This window comes from Pseudomonas sp. NFACC16-2 (assembly GCF_900119205.1).
In the GTDB taxonomy this organism is placed as follows: Bacteria; Pseudomonadota; Gammaproteobacteria; order Pseudomonadales; family Pseudomonadaceae; genus Aquipseudomonas; species Aquipseudomonas fluorescens_Q.
The window spans coordinates 64,246-83,749 of sequence record NZ_FPIX01000022.1 but is presented as its reverse complement, the minus strand read 5'-3'; the positions used below and the strand labels follow the sequence as shown (position 1 = coordinate 83,749).

The following is a 19,504-nucleotide window of genomic DNA, read 5'->3' as shown; positions in this document are numbered from 1 at the left end:
GGAAAAGCCCTGTCTTGCGACGGGGCTTTTTCGTTTGTGGGGTGAGTCTCTTGCAAAACTGTTTGTATGGGCTGTCGGCGCTGCGGTTGGGGCGTGTCATCAGGTCGCTGCGCTCATTTTTGCAAGAGTCTTATGTCTTGTTTTTTTGGCTCGTCCGTATGGCGAGAGGCGTGTGTCATGAAGTTTGTTGATGAAGTATCGATTCGAGTAAAGGCCGGTGATGGCGGCAATGGTTGCATGAGTTTCCGTCGGGAAAAGTTCATTGAAAATGGTGGCCCTAACGGCGGTGATGGGGGCGATGGTGGCTCGATCTACATGCTCGCCGACGAAAACCTCAACACCCTGGTGGACTACCGTTACACCCGGCACTTCGATGCCGAGCGTGGCTCCAACGGCGGCAGCACCGACTGCACCGGCAAGAAGGGCGAAGACCTGATCCTGCGCGTGCCGGTCGGCACCACGGTGATCGATTCGGCTACCCAGGAAGTGATTGGCGACCTGACCAAGGCTGGCCAGCGTTTGCTGGTCGCCCATGGCGGCTGGCACGGCCTGGGCAACACCCGTTTCAAGTCCAGTACCAACCGTGCGCCGCGCCAGACCACGCCAGGCAAGCCAGGCGAGCAGCGTGACCTGAAGCTGGAAATGAAAGTGTTGGCCGACGTGGGTCTGCTGGGTTTGCCGAACGCCGGTAAAAGTACCTTCATTCGCTCGGTGTCGGCGGCCAAGCCGAAAGTGGCCGATTACCCGTTCACCACCCTGGTGCCGAACCTGGGCGTGGTCAGCGTCGACCGCTGGAAGAGTTTTGTAATCGCCGACATTCCAGGGTTGATCGAAGGGGCTTCCGAGGGCGCAGGCCTGGGGATTCGTTTCCTCAAGCACTTGTCCCGTACCCGTCTGTTGTTGCACCTCGTGGACATGGCGCCGTTGGATGAAACCAGTGCTGCCGATGCCGCCGAAGTCATCGTCAACGAGCTGACCAAGTTCAGCCCGGCCCTGGCCGAGCGCGACCGTTGGCTGGTGCTGAACAAGTGCGACCAGATCCTTGAAGAAGAGCATGAGGAGCGGGTCAAGGAAATCGTCGATCGCCTGGAGTGGGAAGGTCCGGTCTACGTGATCTCGGCCATCGCCAAAGAGGGCACCGAGCGCCTGTGTCACGACATCATGCGTTACCTGGAAGATCGCGCCGATCGCCTGGCCAATGACCCGGCCTACAAGGAAGAGCTGGCCGAGCTTGACCAGCGCATCGAAGACGAGGCCCGTGCCCAGTTGCAGGCGCTGGACGACCAGCGTGCGCTGCGTCGCAGTGGTGTCAAGTCGGTCCATGACATTGGTGATGACGATTGGGATGAAGAAGACGTGGATGACGAAGACGGTCCGGAAATCATCTACGTTCGCGACTGATGCTGCTCAGTTGAAGTGAAGGCCTGTGGGGGCTGGCTTGCTTGCGATAGCGCTGTGACAGCCGGTATCAAATATTGCTGGCCCCATGCAATCGCGAGCAAGCTCGCTCCCACAGGTTCAAGTGTTTCGGTGCGGTGTTATCATCGCAACCAGCCGGTTTCCAAGGCGCCGCTCATTCGAGCGGCGTTTTGGTATCTGTAAAACGCAAATACGAATAATCCCATGGGCGGCGCTGGGTCGCGCTGTTCGCTGGCAAAGGTTGAAGATGATGCGGAGCAAGGTGACGGGTGCGCAGCGCTGGGTCGTGAAGATCGGCAGCGCACTGCTGACGGCGGATGGCAAGGGCCTGGATCGCCAGGCAATGGCGGTGTGGGTCGAGCAGATGGTGGCCTTGCATGAGGCTGGCGTCGAGCTGGTATTGGTCTCTTCCGGGGCTGTAGCCGCCGGTATGAGCCGCCTGGGCTGGACGTCGCGACCCAGCGCGATGCATGAGCTGCAGGCTGCCGCCGCCATCGGCCAGATGGGCCTGGTGCAGGCTTGGGAATCAAGCTTCGCCGAGCACGGTCGCCATACGGCGCAGATCCTGCTGACCCACGATGACCTGTCCGACCGCAAGCGCTACCTCAATGCCCGTAGTACCTTGCGCGCGCTGGTGGAGCTGAAAGTCATCCCGGTGATCAACGAGAACGACACGGTGGTCACCGACGAGATCCGTTTCGGCGATAACGATACCCTGGCCGCGCTGGTGGCGAACCTGGTGGAGGCGGATCTGTTGGTGATCCTCACGGATCGCGACGGCATGTTCGATGCTGATCCGCGCAACAATCCCGACGCCAAGCTGATCTACGAAGCCCGTGCCGACGATCCGGCGCTGGACGCGGTGGCGGGTGGCACGGGTGGTGCGCTGGGTCGTGGTGGCATGCAGACCAAACTGCGCGCTGCGCGTCTGGCGGCGCGTTCCGGGGCCCACACCATCATCGTGGGTGGGCGCTTGGAGCGGGTGCTGGATCGCCTGAAAGCTGGCGAGCGCATCGGCACCTTGCTCTCGCCGGAGCGTGGCATGTTGGCGGCGCGCAAGCAGTGGCTGGCTGGGCATCTGCAGACCCGTGGCACCTTGGTACTGGATGCTGGTGCGGTGATGGCCCTGTCCCAAGGCAACAAAAGCCTGCTGCCGGTGGGTGTGAAGTTGGTGCAAGGCAGTTTCCGTCGGGGCGAAATGGTCGTGTGCGTGGCCCCGGATGGTCGCGAGATCGCCCGTGGCCTGGCCAACTACAGCGCCCTGGAAGCACAGAAAATTATCGGTCAGTCGTCTGATGCGATTGTCGGTCTGTTGGGTTACATGGCGGAGCCTGAACTGGTCCACCGGGACAACCTGATCCTCGTCTAAGGAAAAATCATGGGTTTGGCAAAAGGATTGATCGGCTTGTTGCTGGCTGTGCCGCTGCTGGCTTCGGCCGAAGAAATTGGCCAAGTGTCGACGGTGTTCAAGTTTGTCGGGCCGAACGATCGGATCGTGGTCGAGGCGTTCGACGATCCCAAGGTGGATGGCGTGACCTGTTACCTGTCGCGGGCCAAGACCGGCGGCGTGAAGGGTGGCCTGGGCCTGGCCGAGGATCGCGCCGAGGCGTCCATCGCCTGCCGCCAGGTCGGGCCTATCAGCTTCAAGGGTGAGCTCAAGGACGGCGAAGAGGTGTTCCGTGAGCGCACTTCGCTGGTGTTCAAGACCATGCAAGTGGTGCGATTCCTCGACAAGAAACGCAATACGCTGGTGTACCTGGTCTACAGCGATCGCGTGATCGAGGGCAGCCCGCAGAACGCGGTGACGGCTATTCCGATCTTGCCTTGGCGTTAAGTAGCGAATGACGGGCGAGCCGATCGGCTCGCTTTTTTTATCTCCATGGATGTGTTGTGCTTTTGGCGCGAAGGGATTCGTATGCGTGCGTTTTTGCTGTTGTTTGCATTGGGTTGTTCGGTCTCCGTCGGGGCTTTGGCCGAGCCGTTTTATAGCGAAAAAAACCTGGCCCATCCGCTGATAAAAACTTCCCAGGAGAGTGGAGCGACGCTGGCATTTATCCGCGAGGCCGAAGGTGTCGTAGGTTACTCGTGCCTGTGTGATTCGCCGGATGGCGTCCCGCAAGTGCTCGACAGGTATGGCGATGCGAGTGTCGAGTCGGTGTTCTACGCCAGCCTCGACAGTGATCTCCAGACGTTGGTCGTGCTGTCACGGGCAAAGGGGCGGTACGCTCTTCAGGGTTATCGGTTCGTGCCGTCCACCGGCGGGTATCGCCGGCTCGAGACATTGCAGCCGGTATTGGATCGTATCGCCGCTGATCGCAAGGTCCTCACTGCTGCGCTGGTCCAGAAGGAGCTGGGCAAGTTGCCGCCCTACGATTACAGCGCCGTGTTGCCCAAGACCGGTATCGCCGAGTTCGACTCGCTGGAGCCTGCGAGTGGCACGCTGGTGGGGTACTTCGGCGTCGACGGTGTCCCGGCGTCAGTGGGGCAGCCGCCAGAGGACCCTCATCGCGACACCTACAAAAAGACTTTCCAGCAGCGCGAAGGACGCTGGCTCACGCTGACTTATGAGCGCGTGCCGCCTCGGGACGAGGATGTGGGCTCTGCCTATCGTGTCAGCAGGATGGCCTGGGAAACCGATCCGGCGGTGTACCAGGGCTCCGAGGATGGGGCCTGGGCGGCCTTGGGCAATGGGCGGCTCTGGGCGCTGGGTGCCTATGTCCAGGGCAAGAGGTCGGGCCAGTGGGCGGAGTTCGACGAGTCGGGCTACGCGTCTACCGGCGCCTATGTGGACGGACTGCGCCAGGGGCCGTGGGTCGTCAGTGATGGGGGTGCGGTTTCCAAGGGCATGATCGTCGACGATTTCTATGAGGGGCGCTGGACGATCGAGGCGCGTGACGATGAGGAGCTGATGTCCGGCTTCGATACTTACAAACAGGGTGATCTCGACGGGCCTTCCGAGCGCGTGCGTCATGGTGAGGTTGTCCAGCGCGGCGATTTCGTGGCGGGGCAGCAGCACGGAGACTGGATAATGCCCTGGGGTGAGGGGCGTTATGCGCAGGGCGTCCGGGAAGGTCGTTGGACCTTGAGAATGGACGGCGGTGGTGTCCAGGTTGTGGATTTTGTTGCCGACAAGAAGCAAGGCGAATTGCGCGAAGTGGATGCCGCAGGTGTGTTGCGGCTCGTCGAGCATTACCGCGCGGGTGTCCTGGATGGATTGAGAGAAACCTACGCGGCCAATGGCAAGCTCACCTATTCGGCCAGTTATGCCAACGGCCAGATCGAGGGGCGGGCGCTGACCTACACCGATGACGGTGCCGTGCTGCTTTCGGATATCTCGTGGCGCCATGGTTCGCGAGTGGGCGCCTTGCGTCTCTATCACCCCAATGGTCAGCCCGATACGGTGGCAACGTACGAGGGGGGTGAGCCCATTGGTAACGTGCAGTCATTTGATGCGACTGGGGTGTTGATAGCGGACAGGAACTATTGCCACGTGCCTGATGGGAAATACACCCGTATCAAGCTTTGCGGCAAGCAGCGCGGGGCTTTCAACAACGGGCATTTCGACTCGGAGAGTGATTATCTGTTCGGTAATGAGCAAAGTGCCCGCCACACCCGGGAGGGGCGCAAGGTCCGGGAGGTGCTGCTGGGACCTGATGATCGCGTGACTCACAACAAGTACTACCCCGATGGCCAGTTGAAGTACTCTGAAGCCAAGCAGGGCTTTCGCCTGATAACGGTCGAGGGGCGCGAATACAAGGACTACTCGTACGCCAGGCGCGAAGGTGAGACGGTCTACTACTACCCGACGGGTGTGGTTGAGCGTCGCATGAATTTCAAGGATGACAAGATAGTGGGTTGTTACACTGGATACGACGAGGCGGGTGTGCAGAATTTCCCGCCGCCTGGTGGTTGTCCTCCGCCCAAGCCGGTGGTTTTCAATTTTGGGGAATAGTGCAGGGCTTTAGTGGAGATGTCTGTTTTCACTGACGCCATCGCGAGCCTGCTCGCGATGTGGTGGTGCATTCAGTATCAAGGCAAGCTGATCCACTGCTCCCGCAAGGGGGGGGAATTGCGGGCAATAAAAAACCGACCCTGAGGTCGGTTTTTTAACGAGCGCGTCGCTTAGGCAGCAGCGGCAACGTTCAGGGCCTTTACGTGGCCATTCAAACGGCTCTTATGGCGAGCAGCCTTGTTCTTGTGGATGATGCCTTTATCGGCCATGCGGTCGATAACTGGCACAGCCAGAACGTAAGCAGCTTGAGCTTTTTCAGCGTCTTTTGCGTCGATGGCCTTGACTACGTTCTTGATGTAGGTACGGACCATGGAACGCAGGCTGGCGTTGTGGCTGCGACGCTTCTCAGCCTGTTTTGCACGTTTTTTGGCGGAAGGTGTGTTGGCCACCGTCGAGCTCCTCGAAAGACTTTTTAGGAAATAGCAAACAAAATAGGCCGCGAATCATGCCGATGAGTTGAAGTCTTGTCAAGGGCGGGTGACGCGTTCCGCTGAATGGCAGGTGCTGCGCACCGAAGGATTTCTTTCCGGCGTACGACCTGTAAACTCGCGGGCTTTGGCTCTGCACTGTTTAGCGGCGCGGAGTATCGCACAAGTGGGCGCGTTGTTCGCCTGCTGTTTATCGACAGGCAAATACTCTTTTCATGAATCTGCTCAAATCGTTGGCTGCCGTCAGCTCTATCACGATGCTTTCCCGTGTCCTGGGGTTCGTTCGCGACACACTGATCGCACGGATATTCGGCGCCGGGATGGCCACCGACGCCTTCTTCATCGCCTTCAAGTTGCCCAACCTGCTGCGGCGGATCTTCGCCGAAGGGGCGTTCTCCCAGGCCTTCGTGCCGATCCTGGCGGAATATAAAAGCCAGAAGGGCGACGAAGCGACCCGCACATTCATTGCCTACGTCACCGGCCTGCTGACGTTGGTGCTGGCGCTGGTCACGGCGGCCGGCATGCTCGCCGCGCCATGGGTAATCTGGGCCACGGCCCCGGGCTTCACTGATACGCCAGAAAAATTCCAGCTCACCTCGGACCTGCTGCGGGTGACCTTTCCTTATATATTGCTGATTTCCCTGTCGTCCCTGGCCGGGGCGATCCTCAATACCTGGAACCGTTTTTCCGTACCGGCCTTTGTGCCGACCCTGCTCAACGTCAGCATGATCGTGTTCGCGGTGTTCCTGACGCCGTATTTCGATCCGCCGGTGATGGCCCTCGGCTGGGCGGTGCTGGTGGGGGGGCTGGCGCAATTGCTCTATCAACTGCCGCACCTGAAAAAGATCGGCATGTTGGTCCTGCCACGGCTGAATCTGCGCGACAGCGGCGTGTGGCGGGTGATGAAGCAGATGTTGCCGGCGATCCTCGGGGTGTCGGTGAGCCAGATTTCCCTGATCATCAACACCATTTTCGCCTCGTTCCTGGTGGCCGGCTCGGTGTCGTGGATGTATTACGCCGACCGCTTGATGGAACTGCCGTCCGGCGTGCTGGGTGTGGCCCTGGGCACGATCCTGTTGCCGACCCTGGCCAAGACCTACGCCAGTCAGGACCGCCAGGAATATTCGCGCATCCTCGACTGGGGCCTGCGCCTGTGTTTCGTGCTGGTCCTGCCCTGTTCCCTGGCCCTGGGGATCCTGGCCGAGCCATTGACCGTTTCGCTGTTCCAGTACGGTCAGTTCAATGCCTTCGACGCCCTGATGACCCAGCGTGCGCTGATTGCTTACTCAGTGGGCCTGCTCGGGATCATCGTGATCAAGGTGCTGGCGCCGGGGTTCTATGCCCAGCAGAACATTCGCACGCCAGTGAAAATCGCTATTTTCACCCTGGTGATGACCCAATTGTTCAACCTGTTGCTCATCGGTCCGTTGGCTCACGCCGGCCTGGCCCTGGCGATCAGCGCTGGCGCGTGCCTCAACGCCGGGTTGCTGTTTTATCAACTGCGCAGGCAAAAGATGTATCAGCCGCAGCCGGGCTGGGGCAAGTTCGGCCTCAAGCTGCTGGTGGCCGTGGCGGTGATGTCGGCGGTTTTGCTGGGGGCGATGCATTTCATGCCGGCGTGGGGCGAAGGGCAGATGCTCGCGCGTTTCCTGCGCCTGGGAGCGTTGGTGGTTGCCGGCGTGGTGGCGTATTTCGGCATGTTGCTACTGATGGGGTTCCGTCTGCGTGACTTCAACCGCAAGGCCTTGAGCTGAGGGCAAGCCCTCGATAATCCCGGGGCGGGCAGTGGTTTTGTCGGTTCGATCACTTTGGGGTGCGGTGTTGCCTGTCGTCGGCCGCCGGGTGTGGTTATAATCGGCCACTTTATGAGCAAGAAGCGCGTTATGCAGCTGGTTCGAGGCCTCCACAACCTGCGCCCCCAACATCGGGGCTGTGTCGCCACTATTGGCAACTTTGACGGTGTTCACCGTGGCCACCAGGCTATCCTGGCGCGGCTGCGCGAGCGTGCGCTGGAATTGGGTATGCCGAGCTGCGTGGTGATCTTCGAGCCGCAGCCCAGGGAGTTTTTCGCCCCGGACACCGCCCCGGCCCGTCTGGCCCGGTTGCGGGATAAGCTGCAATTGCTGGCCGCCGAAGGCGTCGACCGGGTCCTGTGCCTGGCCTTCAACCAGCGCTTGAGCAAGCTCAGCGCCGCCGAGTTCGTCGACACGATCCTGGTGGACGGTCTGGGCGTAAAGCATCTGGAAGTCGGCGATGATTTCCGGTTCGGCTGTGACCGGTCGGGGGATTTCGACTACCTGCAACAGGCCGGTATCGTCCAAGGCTTCACCGTCGAAGCGGCGCAGACGGTCGAGATCGATGGCCTGCGCGTCAGCAGCACCCAGGTCCGCAATGCCCTGGCGGCTGCCGACTTCGAATTGGCCGAGCGCTTGCTCGGCCGACCGTACCGGATTGCCGGACGGATCCTGCACGGGCAGAAACTGGCGCGCCAATTGGGCACGCCGACGGCCAACGTGCAACTCAAGCGTCGTCGTGTGCCGCTGACCGGGGTGTTCCTGGTGAGCGTCCAGATCGACGGCAAGACCTGGCCCGGTGTCGCCAATATCGGCGTACGGCCCACGGTCCAAGGGGATGGCAAGGCCCACCTCGAAGTACATGTTCTGGATTTTGCCGGCGATCTGTATGACCGGCGTTTGACGGTGGTTTTCCACCAAAAGCTGCGTGAAGAGCAGCGTTTTGCCTCTCTGGAGGCGCTCAAGACGGCGATCCATGCAGATATCGCCGCCGCCCGTGCCCTTGTCGCAACCAGCGCCAATCGCTAATGAAGAGCCTTAAATGACCGACTATAAAGCCACGCTAAACCTTCCGGACACCGCCTTCCCAATGAAGGCCGGCCTGCCTCAGCGCGAACCACAGATTCTGCAGCGTTGGGACAGCATTGGCCTGTACGGAAAGTTGCGCGAAATTGGCAAGGATCGTCCGAAGTTCGTCCTGCACGACGGTCCTCCGTACGCCAACGGCACCATCCACATCGGTCACGCGCTGAACAAGATTCTCAAGGACATGATCATTCGCTCCAAGACCCTGTCGGGTTTTGATGCGCCTTATGTCCCGGGCTGGGATTGCCACGGCCTGCCGATCGAGCACAAGGTGGAAGTGACCCACGGCAAGAACCTGGGCGCGGACAAGACCCGCGAGCTGTGCCGTGCCTACGCCACCGAGCAGATCGAAGGGCAGAAGTCCGAATTCATCCGCCTCGGCGTGCTGGGCGACTTCGCCAATCCGTACAAGACCATGGATTTCAAGAACGAAGCCGGCGAAATCCGTGCCCTGGCGAAAATCGTCGAGGGTGGCTTCGTGTTCAAGGGCCTCAAGCCGGTGAACTGGTGCTTCGACTGCGGTTCGGCCCTGGCCGAGGCGGAAGTCGAGTACGAGAACAAGAAGTCCTCGACCATCGATGTCGCGTTCCCGATCGCCGATGAAGACAAGCTCGCCGCGGCTTTCGGCCTGGGCAAGCTGGCCAAGCCGGCGTCGATCGTGATCTGGACCACCACCCCGTGGACCATCCCGGCCAACCAGGCGCTGAACGTCCACCCGGAATTCAACTACGCCCTGGTCGACGTCGGCGACAAGCTGCTGGTGCTGGCCGAAGAGCTGGTCGAATCATGCCTGGCGCGCTACAACCTCGAAGGCTCGGTGCTGGCCACCGCACCGGGTTCGGCATTGGAACTGATCAATTTCCGTCACCCGTTCTATGACCGTCTGTCGCCGGTGTACCTGGCCGACTACGTGGAACTGGGCGCTGGCACTGGCGTGGTTCACTCCGCACCGGCCTATGGCGTCGACGACTTCGTGACCTGCAAGAAATACGGCATGGTCAACGACGACATCCTCAACCCAGTGCAGAGCAATGGCGTGTACGTGCCGTCGCTGGAGTTCTTCGGCGGCCAGTTCATCTGGAAAGCCAACCCGGCCATCGTCGACAAACTGACCGAAGTCGGCGCGCTGCTGCACACCACCGTCATCGAACACAGCTACATGCATTGCTGGCGCCACAAGACCCCGCTGATCTACCGCGCCACCGCGCAGTGGTTCATCGGCATGGACAAGCAGCCCACCACTGGCGACACCCTGCGCCAGCGTTCGCTCAAGGCCATCGAAGAGACCCAGTTCGTGCCCGCCTGGGGCCAGGCGCGCCTGCACTCGATGATCGCCAACCGTCCAGACTGGTGCATCTCCCGCCAACGCAACTGGGGCGTGCCGATCCCGTTCTTCCTGAACAAGGAAAGCGGTGAGCTGCACCCGCGCACCGTTGAACTGATGGAAGCCGTGGCCAAGCGCGTCGAAGTCGAAGGCATCGAGGCCTGGTTCAAGATGGATGCCGCCGAGCTGCTGGGTGACGAAGCGCCGCTGTACGACAAGATCAGCGACACCCTGGACGTCTGGTTCGACTCCGGCACCACCCATTGGCACGTGCTGCGCGGTTCGCACCCGATGGGCCACGAGACCGGCCCGCGTGCCGACCTGTACCTGGAAGGTTCGGACCAGCACCGTGGCTGGTTCCACTCCTCGTTGCTGACCGGTTGCGCCATCGACAACCACGCGCCGTATCGCGAACTGCTGACCCACGGCTTCACCGTCGACGAGTCTGGCCGCAAGATGTCCAAGTCCCTGGGCAACGTGATCGCGCCGCAGAAGGTCAACGACACCCTGGGCGCCGACATCATGCGCCTGTGGGTGGCGTCCACCGACTATTCCGGCGAGATGGCCGTTTCCGAGCAGATCCTGCAGCGCAGCGCGGACGCCTACCGGCGGATCCGTAACACCGCGCGCTTCCTGCTTTCCAACCTGACCGGTTTCAACCCGGCCACCGACCTGCTGCCGGCCGAAGAAATGCTCGCGCTGGACCGTTGGGCCGTGGACCGTACCCTGTTGCTGCAGCGCGAATTGCAGGAGCACTACGGCGAATACCGCTTCTGGAACGTCTACTCCAAGATCCACAACTTCTGCGTGCAGGAACTCGGTGGTTTCTACCTCGACATCATCAAGGACCGCCAGTACACCACCGGCGCCAACAGCAAGGCGCGCCGTTCGTGCCAGACCGCGCTGTTCCACATCAGCGAGGCCCTGGTGCGCTGGATCGCACCGATCCTGGCATTCACCGCCGACGAGCTGTGGCAATACCTGCCGGGCGAGCGTAACGAATCGGTGATGCTCAACACCTGGTATGAAGGCCTCACCGAGTTGCCCCAAGGCTTCGAGCTGGACCGCGCCTACTGGGACCGGATCATGGCGGTCAAGGCAGCGGTCAACAAGGAAATGGAGATCCAGCGCGCGGCCAAGGCCGTCGGTGGCAACCTGCAAGCCGAGGTGACCCTCTACGCCGAAGAAGCCCTGGACGTCGACCTGGCCAAACTGGGCAACGAACTGCGCTTCGTGCTGATCACCTCTACCGCTAGCGTCGCGCCTTTCGTGCAGGCGCCGGCCGATGCGGTGACCACTGAGGTCAGCGGTTTGAAGCTCAAGATCGTCAAGTCGAACCACACCAAGTGCGCCCGTTGCTGGCACTGCCGCGAAGACGTCGGCGTGAACCCGGAGCATCCAGAGATCTGCGGTCGTTGTGTCGACAACATCAGCGGCAGCGGTGAGGTTCGTCATTATGCCTAACACGGCGGGCCGTTTCGGACGGCTGGGCTGGCTGTGGTTGAGCGTGCTGGTACTGGTCATCGACCAGGCCAGCAAGTTCTACTTCGAAAGCTCGTTGACCCTGTACCAGCAGATCGTGGTCATCCCTGACTACTTCAGCTGGACCCTGGCCTACAACACTGGCGCAGCGTTCAGCTTCCTGGCCGACAGCTCGGGCTGGCAGCGCTGGCTGTTCGCCCTGATCGCTGTCGTGGTCAGCGCTGTGCTCGTGGTCTGGCTCAAACGCCTGGGCCGCGACGAGACCTGGCTGGCCGTGGCACTGGCGTTGGTGCTCGGTGGCGCACTGGGCAATCTTTACGACCGGATTGCTCTGGGCCATGTGATCGATTTCATCCTGGTGCATTGGCAGAACCGCTGGTATTTCCCGGCGTTCAACTTTGCCGACAGTGCCATCAGCGTGGGCGCGGTGATGCTCGCCCTGGACATGTTCAAGAGCAAGAAAACCGGAGAAGCCGTCCATGACTGAGCAGCGTATCGCTCAAAACACTGAAGTGAAGCTTCACTTCGCCCTGTACCTGGAAAACGGTGACACCGTCGACAGCACCTTCGACAAGGCGCCGGCGGTGTTCAAGGTCGGTGATGGCAACCTGCTGCCAGGCTTCGAAGCAGCGATCTTCGGCTTCAAGGCCGGCGACAAGCGCACCGTGGTCGTACCGCCAGAAAACGCCTTTGGTCAGCCCAACCCGCAAAACGTGCAGACCATGCCACGCTCCCAGTTCCAGGACATGGAACTGTCCCAGGGCTTGCTGGTGATCTTCAACGACGCGGCCAATACCGAGCTGCCAGGTGTGGTGAAGGCGTTCGATGACGCCCAGGTGACCGTGGATTTCAACCATCCATTGGCCGGCAAGACCTTGAACTTCGAAGTGGAAATCCTTGAGGTCAAGGCGGTTTAACATTTGACGGGCGGCTTCTGCTGCCACCCGATCCAGTGTGGGAGCGAGCTCGTTCCCACACTGGATTGCACTGATTCAATTTCTTGCGCGCAAGACACGAGGCACAGCATGCAAATCAAACTCGCCAACCCCCGTGGCTTCTGCGCCGGTGTGGACCGGGCGATCGAAATCGTCAATCGCGCCCTGGAAGTCTTCGGACCGCCGATCTACGTGCGCCACGAAGTGGTCCACAACAAATTCGTCGTCGAAGACCTGCGCAGCCGTGGGGCGATTTTCGTCGAGGAACTGGACCAGGTGCCCGACGACGTCATCGTGATCTTCAGCGCCCACGGGGTTTCCCAAGCAGTACGCACCGAAGCCGCCGGCCGTGGCCTGAAGGTCTTCGACGCGACGTGCCCATTGGTGACCAAGGTGCACATCGAAGTGGCGCGCTACAGCCGTGATGGTCGTGAATGCATCCTGATCGGTCATGAAGGCCATCCGGAAGTCGAAGGCACCATGGGCCAATACGATGCCAGCAACGGCGGTGCGATCTACCTGGTCGAAGACGAGGAGGACGTTGCGGCCCTGCAGGTTCGCAACCCTGAGAGCCTGGCTTTTGTCACCCAGACCACTTTGTCCATGGACGATACCAGCCGTGTGATCGATGCCCTGCGCTCGCGCTTTCCGGCCATTGGTGGTCCGCGCAAGGACGACATCTGCTACGCCACTCAGAACCGTCAGGATGCCGTCAAGCAACTGGCGAACGAGTGCGACGTGGTGCTGGTGGTCGGCAGCCCGAACAGCTCCAACTCCAACCGCTTGCGTGAACTGGCCGAACGCATGAACACCCCGGCCTACCTGATCGACGGTGCCGAGGACATGCAGCGCAGTTGGTTCGATGGGGTCGAGCGCATCGGCATCACCGCTGGCGCTTCCGCGCCGGAAGTATTGGTGCGCGGTGTGATCCAGCAATTGCAGGCCTGGGGTGCTACCGGGGCCGATGAGTTGGCCGGTCGCGAGGAGAACATCACTTTCTCCATGCCCAAGGAACTACGCGTTCGCTCCCTGCTTTAAGCCTTTTCCGCACAATGCCTGCTCGGCTTTCTCGCTGCGCAGGCTGATGCGTCCGCTACGCGCCAGCACCACCTGATGGTGACTGACCGGCTCGCGTTTGGCGCAGACATGCAGTGTGCCGGCCTGGAATGCGTCGCTGGGCAGTAACGCTTGCCCTTGGCTGCCGAACCTCACCGAACGCTTCACCGGCCGGTTGCCTATCACTCGCGCGCGACCGCTGCGCTCCATCAGCAAGGTCTTCTCCTTATCGTCCAGGGTGATGCGCCAACCTCGGCCCCAATCGTTGTCTATCCCCCTGATCACGACGGTCCGGCTGCGCGTGATGGCTTCGCTGCGGGCAATGCGCAAACCACTGGCCAGCAACTGCGCGGCGTCTTTGCGCTCGGTGGCTTCGACCAGCGCGGTATAGCTTGCGCTGGCCCACGGCAGAACAATTGCCGCAATCGCCAGTCCCATGAGCAGTTCGATGAGGCTGAAGCCCTGTTGGTGCATGACATCTCCTCCCTGGAGAATGTGAAGCGGATTCAGGTTTTATAGCCCATTGTGGCGAGGGGATTTATCCCCGTTGGGCTGCGCAGCGGCCCCAGACCAACCTCCGCACGGTGTCAGGTTGGATCGTAATCAGCTTCATTGGGGCTGCTGCGCAGCCCAGCGGGGATAAATCCCCTCACCACAGAGGGCAGTATTGGGCACACGGCAGTGGTTTGTTCTAGCGTGTACAAGCAGGTATAGCCGACGGCAACGGAGGGCATCGATGGATCTTCGTACAAAAGGTTTCACGCTGATCGAGGTGCTGGTGGCCTTGGGCGTGCTGCTGATCCTGATCACCATGGCGGTACCGGCGTTTACCGGGTCGATGCAGAGCACCAAGGCTGACACCGAGATCGGCGATCTGCGCCGGGCATTGAACTTCGCCCGGATGGAGGCGATCGATCGAGGTACCACCACTCGAATTCGCCCCACGGTCGACGGCGCGGCCTGGAGCAGCGAACTCACGGTGTACGACAGTACTGGCTCGTCGCCCACTGTATTGCGGGTTGTTCCAGCGATGAGCAGCGGCGCGACTCTGACGCTAACCTCAGAGGTGAGCAATATTGATTTCAACAACCTCGGTGGGTTGTCGGCCCCGGCCACACCGGTGAGTTTCAATTATGTAAGGGGGGCGCAGAGCCGGACGCTGAATGTTTGCCTCAATGGACGAATCGTATTGGGTGGAAGTTGCGGATGAAGGGTTGCAGTAACAGGGCGCAGGCAGGCATGACGCTGATCGAAGTGCTGGTGGCGGTGCTGATCCTCGGTGTGGGTTTGCTGGGGGCGGCGATGATCCAGCTCAATGCGCTCAAGTACACCGACAGTTCGCGCATGACCAGCCAGGCCAGTTTCATTGCCTACGACCTGCTGGACCGCATTCGCGCCAACTCCGGCGCCGACTACACCATCACACCGCCCAGCTCGCCGAACCTCAACGTGGCCCGGGACCAGGACCTCTACGATTTCAAGACCAACATCGTTGCCTTCGGCGGCGCCACAGCCACGGGCACCATTGCGCTGAACCAGCGGGTCTACACCATCACCATTTCCTGGGACGACGCCCGGGCCGCCAACACCACCGACGCGGCCGAGGCGCGACGCAGCTTTGTGCTGACCAGCCGTGTCGCCGTCGATCCGGTGGGGACGCCGCCATGAACCGGCATTGCCGGGGATTCGGCCTGATTGAGTTGATGATCGCGCTGGTGCTCAGCCTGATCGTCGTGCTGGGCGTCGTGCAGATTTTCATTGCCGCCAAAAATACCTACGTCAGCCAGAATGCCGCCGCGGTGATTCAGGAGGATGCGCGGTTTGCCTTGAGCAAAATGGTCCAGGAAATTCGCATGGTGGGCATGTTCGGTTGCGTGGGGACCATCATCGATGCCTCAACGGATAACAGTTTCGCTGCCAGCCAGACCACTCCAATCCGTTGGGATAACGCCAACCGGAGGTTGACCCTGGTCACCGCGGACATTGGGAATGGCGGTAGCGCGCCGACCTGGACCGTCGTCTCCGATTGCCGTACCTCGGCGACGGCCTACTCGAACGCGCGGGTGCCGGCGACGGGGCAGTTGGCCTTCCCGATCCGTCGGCTGGTCTACAGCTTCAACAACAACCAATTGCTGTTGGGCAGCGGCACCGCCAATCCGCCGACCCTGTCGGTGCTGGTGGACAACGTTCGGGCATTCGACGTGACGTTTGGCGTGGCCGCCAGCGCCACGGACATCGCCGCGTCAAGCTACACCGGCAACCCGGCAGACCCGGCACTGATCCGCAGCGTGCGCCTGAGCCTGACGCTCTTTGATCCAAGGAACACGGTACGCGAGCAGACCTTCAATGTAGTTGCCGCCTTGCGCAACCGGCTTCTATGAGGGGGCGATCGATGAGTTCGATGGATCTCAAGCATCGCCAGCATGGCATGGCACTGCTGGTCAGCCTGGTGTTCCTGTTGCTGCTGACGCTGATCGGCCTGTCGTCGATGCAGAGCGCCACGCTCCAGGAAAAGATGACCAGCAGCGTCATGCAACGCAACCAGTCCTTCCAGATCGCCGAGGCTGCGTTGAGGATGGGTGAGAGTGCGGTGCAGGTCGAGACCTATTCACTGGCGGTCTGTACCACCGCGACTCAATGCGCGCCGCCGGCCGAGTCGGCGACCATCACGGCGGCGGGGCGCAATTCGTCGTCGGGAGTGCTCTGGGTTGCCGCTGCCGGCGGGTTTTATGGCGTGCAGAACATCGGTACTACGCTTGCTGCGGTCAACGTGCCGGTCAATACCTCGGCGACGTTGTACCGGATCACGGCGGTGGCGGTGGTGGGCAATAACCAGCGCAGCGTGGTGGAGAGCATTTATGCGAAGTACTAAGGTGCGCCGCAATTGGAGGCAGGCGCTGTGGGGCGCGTTGCTCAGCCTTTACCTGGCGGCCCCGGCCTATGCGTTCACGCCCTCGGATTCGCCGCTGTTGAGTGCGGCTGCGGTTACGCCGAACGTGATGCTGCTGATCGATGATTCGGGGAGCATGAACAACATTATCTGGGCGGCGGGGTTCGATCCGACCGTGTCGCGTCCAGCGGTTAGCTACTGTAACTCCAGCTCCAACTGTAACGGGGGCGTGCTGCTGGATCCCGACGATGGGAACGTCTTGCTGGTCAGCCTGCTCCGTGGCGGTTGCACGAGCGGCTGGTATGGTTTCTACCGGGGTAACCTTGGCCGGGTCTGCCTGCGCCTGCCGGACCCGGTGGGCGGCGGCAACACTCGCTACACCACAAAATACCTGGCCTATCTGCTGACCCTGGCCAACGGCTCGAACCGCGACTTCACCACGGGCACGATTCCCAACGACTATCGAATCAACGTCGCCCGGGATGTGTCCAACGACCTGGTCACCAGCAATCGCGCCTTGCGCATTGGCCTCGCCACGTTCAACCCGCCCAACAGCAGCAATTCCGGTCCGGGTGGCTACATCGCCCGCGCCGTCAGCGACCTGTCACCGGTCAGCGGCAGCGTGACCCAGACCCAGGCCAACAGCAACTACACTGCCCTGATCAGCGCCATCAACGCCCTGGGCGCCGTCGCGAATACGCCGTTGGCCGAAAGCTATTACGAAGTCACCCGTTACTTCAGGGGCATGGCGCCGTACTACAACAGCACACCGACCACCTACACCAGCCCGATCCAGTATCGATGCCAGAAGAACTTCGGCGTCGTGATCACCGACGGGTTGCCCACCTATGACCGGACATTCCCCACCAACGACCCACTGGGTGGTTCGCGGCTGCCGAACTGGGATGGCATCAGCACCAACGATGGTGACAATCCCACTGGGGACGGCGAGGGCGATACGCTGTACCTGGACGACATCGCCAAGTTCGCCTTCGACATCGACATGCGCTCCACTGGCACCGATGCCACCGGCCAGAGCTGGAACGCCACGGATTTCACCCGGCAGTACCTGAACACCTACACCGTGGGCTTTACCGCCACCAATCAAATGCTGTCCGACGCCGCCCGCTATGGCGCAGGCAAGTATTACCAGGCGACCGACAGCGAAGGCCTCAACTCGGCGTTGGCCTCAGCCCTGAGCGACATCACCTCCAAGGCCGGGTCCGGGGGCGCTGGCACGACCAATGCCGCCACGTTGTCCAGCACCTCCAGTTACTACCAGACCACGTATGACCCCAAGGACTGGCGCGGCACCATCCGCGCGTTCGGCTTCACTTCGGCAGGCACGGTCAACAGGGCCGCGGTGCAATGGACCACCGACACGGCCATCGTGCCCGGCGCCACGGCGCCGATTTATCAGTCGTGGAATACCGCGACCAACGTGCCGGTCACCCTGGCCTACACCAACTTCTCACCGGCCCAACAAACCAGCCTCAGCCAGAACCTGCCTACGGGAATCACCGGCAACGATCTGGTGGAGTGGAGCAAGGGCGTCAATAAAACCGGCTTGAAGGTGCGCAATGTGTTGCTGGGGGACATCATCAACTCGCCGTTGGTGCTGGCATCACCCAATGAACAGACCGCCGCGGATTTGCTCAACGACACCAGCTACAGCACGTATCTGACGACCAAGGCGACGAACATGAGCGCCAACCTGGTGGTGAACGCCAACGACGGTTTTTTCAGTGTCATCAACAGCGCCAACGGTACGCGGCGTTACGCCTATATGCCATCGAGCGTGCTGCCACAGCTGGAGAACATTGCCGACATCAACTACGTCAATGGCGTGAGCCACAAGTTCCTAGTGGATGGCCAGATCGGCGTATTCGATACGCAATCGGGAAGCGCCTGGAAGACGGTGGCCCTGGGTGGCACCGGGGCCGGAGGCAAGACGTTCTTCGCGGTCCAGTTGTTCGACGCGGCGGCGGGCAATGCGTATCGGGCGCTGTGGGAAATCAGCGCACCGGCCGTTGCCAACACGGCCAACGCTTTCAATGACCTGGGCTACGCCTACGCCCGCCCCGAAGTCGCCCGCCTGGCGGATGGGCGCTGGGCGGCGTTCATCTCCAACGGCTACGGCAGCAATAGCGGTGTCGCGGCGCTGTACGTGGTGGATATCCGCGACGGCTCGTTGATCAGGAAAATCGTCATCAACAGCAGCGAGACCGGTAATGGCTTGTCGTCGGTCAAGCTGCGGGTCAACTCCCAGAATGTGGTGCAGGCTGCGTACGGTGGTGACTTGAGAGGGCGGCTGTGGAAGTTCGACCTCAGTGGTACTTCCCCGACTGCTTGGGGGGTGGCGTTTGCCGGCCAGCCGTTGTTCACCACCTCCGGTGGGGCGACTCAGCCGATCACCGTTCAACCGCTGCTGGCGGACAACCCGCAGGGCGGTACCCAGGTGTTTTTCGGGACCGGCAAGTTCAACGAAACGGCGGATAAACTCAACAAGGACCTGCAAGGGTTCTATTCGATATGGGACGCCACCGGCGGTGCCGGGCAAATCACCGTGTCGAACCTGCAAGCCCAGTCGATCACGGGGGTGTTCTCGGGCGGCACGGGGCAGTTCGTGACGACCAGCCAGACCGACGTGGCTTACCCGACGAAAAAGGGTTGGTACCTGCCGTTGGTGTACAACAATGCGCTGACCGGGGAGCGGGTGATCAACTCGGCCAATCTGGTGAGCGGGCGCGTGGTCTTTACCACGGCCGCCGTGGACACTACCGATCCTTGTGCCAGCTTCGGTACCGGCAAACTGATCGAATTGGATGCGTTCAACGGTAAGATGCTCAACTATGCGGTGCTCGATACCAACGGCGATGGCACGATCAACAGCTCCGACACGATTTCCAGCGGGGTGGTCTTCACGGGTGGAATCCCGACCTTGAGCGCCGTCGTCAGCGCCAGCGGGGCCACCAACATGATCGTCAACGACTCCAGCGGCAACATCACCGAACTGCTGGAAAAATCCGTGGGCGGCAGCCGCCGCATCATGTGGCGACAAATACAATGAAGAGGCAAG

Annotated in this window: 17 protein-coding genes; 15 read left to right on the top strand and 2 right to left on the bottom strand. The window is 61.2% G+C overall.

Translation table 11 applies throughout. From position 1 onward, the window contains the following. The first annotated feature begins 177 nt into the window (after window positions 1–177). The 4 genes from cgtA (at window position 178) to BT116_RS18220 (ending at window position 5,371) form a co-directional block, all read left to right on the top strand. Entirely contained in the window at window positions 178–1,401 is a 1,224-nt protein-coding gene (cgtA, locus tag BT116_RS18235; protein ID WP_003205736.1) for an Obg family GTPase CgtA, read from the top strand. A 268-nt stretch (window positions 1,402–1,669) separates the two neighbouring features. Beyond that, entirely contained in the window at window positions 1,670–2,788 is a 1,119-nt protein-coding gene (gene proB, locus BT116_RS18230; protein ID WP_072346137.1) for a glutamate 5-kinase, read from the top strand. A 9-nt stretch (window positions 2,789–2,797) separates the two neighbouring features. Further along, window positions 2,798–3,253: a CreA family protein gene (locus tag BT116_RS18225; protein ID WP_003205733.1), complete on the top strand. Its 456-nt coding sequence runs from the start codon at window positions 2,798–2,800 to the stop codon at window positions 3,251–3,253. An 81-nt stretch (window positions 3,254–3,334) separates the two neighbouring features. Next, a complete protein-coding gene (locus BT116_RS18220) occupies window positions 3,335–5,371 on the top strand; it encodes a toxin-antitoxin system YwqK family antitoxin (protein WP_072346164.1) in 2,037 nt (678 codons plus the stop codon). Window positions 5,372–5,541: 170 nt separating this feature from the next. Here BT116_RS18220 and rpsT read toward each other — a convergent pair whose 3' ends face one another. Beyond that, window positions 5,542–5,820, bottom strand: a complete 279-nt coding sequence (gene rpsT, locus BT116_RS18215; RefSeq protein ID WP_003185593.1) for a 30S ribosomal protein S20 — start codon at window positions 5,818–5,820, stop codon at window positions 5,542–5,544. Between the two features lie 254 nt (window positions 5,821–6,074). Here rpsT and murJ point away from each other — a divergent pair, with 254 nt between their 5' ends. The 6 genes from murJ to ispH all read left to right on the top strand — a co-directional run bounded on the left by murJ (window position 6,075) and on the right by ispH (window position 13,517). Continuing rightward, window positions 6,075–7,613 (top strand): murein biosynthesis integral membrane protein MurJ, encoded by a 1,539-nt coding sequence (gene murJ / locus BT116_RS18210; protein WP_072346135.1) that lies wholly within the window; start codon window positions 6,075–6,077, stop codon window positions 7,611–7,613. 129 nt (window positions 7,614–7,742) lie between these two features. Beyond that, window positions 7,743–8,681: a bifunctional riboflavin kinase/FAD synthetase gene (gene ribF / locus BT116_RS18205; RefSeq protein WP_063324303.1), complete on the top strand. Its 939-nt coding sequence runs from the start codon at window positions 7,743–7,745 to the stop codon at window positions 8,679–8,681. A gap of 13 nt (window positions 8,682–8,694) precedes the next feature. Continuing rightward, complete coding sequence (gene ileS / locus BT116_RS18200) at window positions 8,695–11,526, top strand: isoleucine--tRNA ligase (RefSeq protein ID WP_072346131.1); 2,832 nt, start codon at window positions 8,695–8,697, stop codon at window positions 11,524–11,526. After that, the gene (gene lspA, locus BT116_RS18195) at window positions 11,519–12,031 is read left to right on the top strand and encodes a signal peptidase II (RefSeq protein WP_063324305.1); all 513 of its coding nucleotides are present in this window, start codon (window positions 11,519–11,521) and stop codon (window positions 12,029–12,031) included. Before ileS ends, lspA begins: the two co-directional genes overlap by 8 nt. Then, complete coding sequence (fkpB, locus tag BT116_RS18190) at window positions 12,024–12,461, top strand: FKBP-type peptidyl-prolyl cis-trans isomerase (protein WP_063324306.1); 438 nt, start codon at window positions 12,024–12,026, stop codon at window positions 12,459–12,461. The genes lspA and fkpB overlap by 8 nt, the downstream gene beginning before the upstream one ends. A gap of 108 nt (window positions 12,462–12,569) precedes the next feature. Beyond that, window positions 12,570–13,517 carry a 4-hydroxy-3-methylbut-2-enyl diphosphate reductase gene (gene ispH, locus BT116_RS18185; RefSeq protein WP_063324307.1) on the top strand — a complete coding sequence of 316 codons (948 nt, stop codon included), beginning with the start codon at window positions 12,570–12,572 and terminating at the stop codon, window positions 13,515–13,517. Here ispH and BT116_RS18180 read toward each other — a convergent pair. Beyond that, complete coding sequence (locus BT116_RS18180) at window positions 13,494–14,009, bottom strand: GspH/FimT family pseudopilin (RefSeq protein ID WP_063324308.1); 516 nt, start codon at window positions 14,007–14,009, stop codon at window positions 13,494–13,496. The two genes, ispH and BT116_RS18180, sit on opposite strands and share 24 nt — an antisense overlap. A gap of 262 nt (window positions 14,010–14,271) precedes the next feature. Between BT116_RS18180 and BT116_RS18175 the strand changes: the two genes are divergently transcribed. Genes BT116_RS18175 through BT116_RS18155 form a run of 5 tightly spaced genes read left to right on the top strand, consistent with a single transcriptional unit; the run spans window position 14,272 to window position 19,495 of the window. Beyond that, window positions 14,272–14,745 (top strand): GspH/FimT family pseudopilin, encoded by a 474-nt coding sequence (locus BT116_RS18175; RefSeq protein ID WP_072346129.1) that lies wholly within the window; start codon window positions 14,272–14,274, stop codon window positions 14,743–14,745. Further along, complete coding sequence (pilV, locus tag BT116_RS18170) at window positions 14,742–15,203, top strand: type IV pilus modification protein PilV (protein WP_072346127.1); 462 nt, start codon at window positions 14,742–14,744, stop codon at window positions 15,201–15,203. The genes BT116_RS18175 and pilV overlap by 4 nt, the downstream gene beginning before the upstream one ends. After that, window positions 15,200–15,916 carry a PilW family protein gene (locus BT116_RS18165; RefSeq protein ID WP_063324311.1) on the top strand — a complete coding sequence of 239 codons (717 nt, stop codon included), beginning with the start codon at window positions 15,200–15,202 and terminating at the stop codon, window positions 15,914–15,916. The genes pilV and BT116_RS18165 overlap by 4 nt, the downstream gene beginning before the upstream one ends. A 20-nt stretch (window positions 15,917–15,936) precedes the next feature. Further along, the gene (locus BT116_RS18160; protein WP_371856188.1) at window positions 15,937–16,407 is read left to right on the top strand and encodes a pilus assembly PilX family protein; all 471 of its coding nucleotides are present in this window, start codon (window positions 15,937–15,939) and stop codon (window positions 16,405–16,407) included. After that, window positions 16,394–19,495, top strand: a complete 3,102-nt coding sequence (locus BT116_RS18155; protein ID WP_072346125.1) for a pilus assembly protein — start codon at window positions 16,394–16,396, stop codon at window positions 19,493–19,495. Before BT116_RS18160 ends, BT116_RS18155 begins: the two co-directional genes overlap by 14 nt. Window positions 19,496–19,504 lie beyond the last annotated feature (9 nt).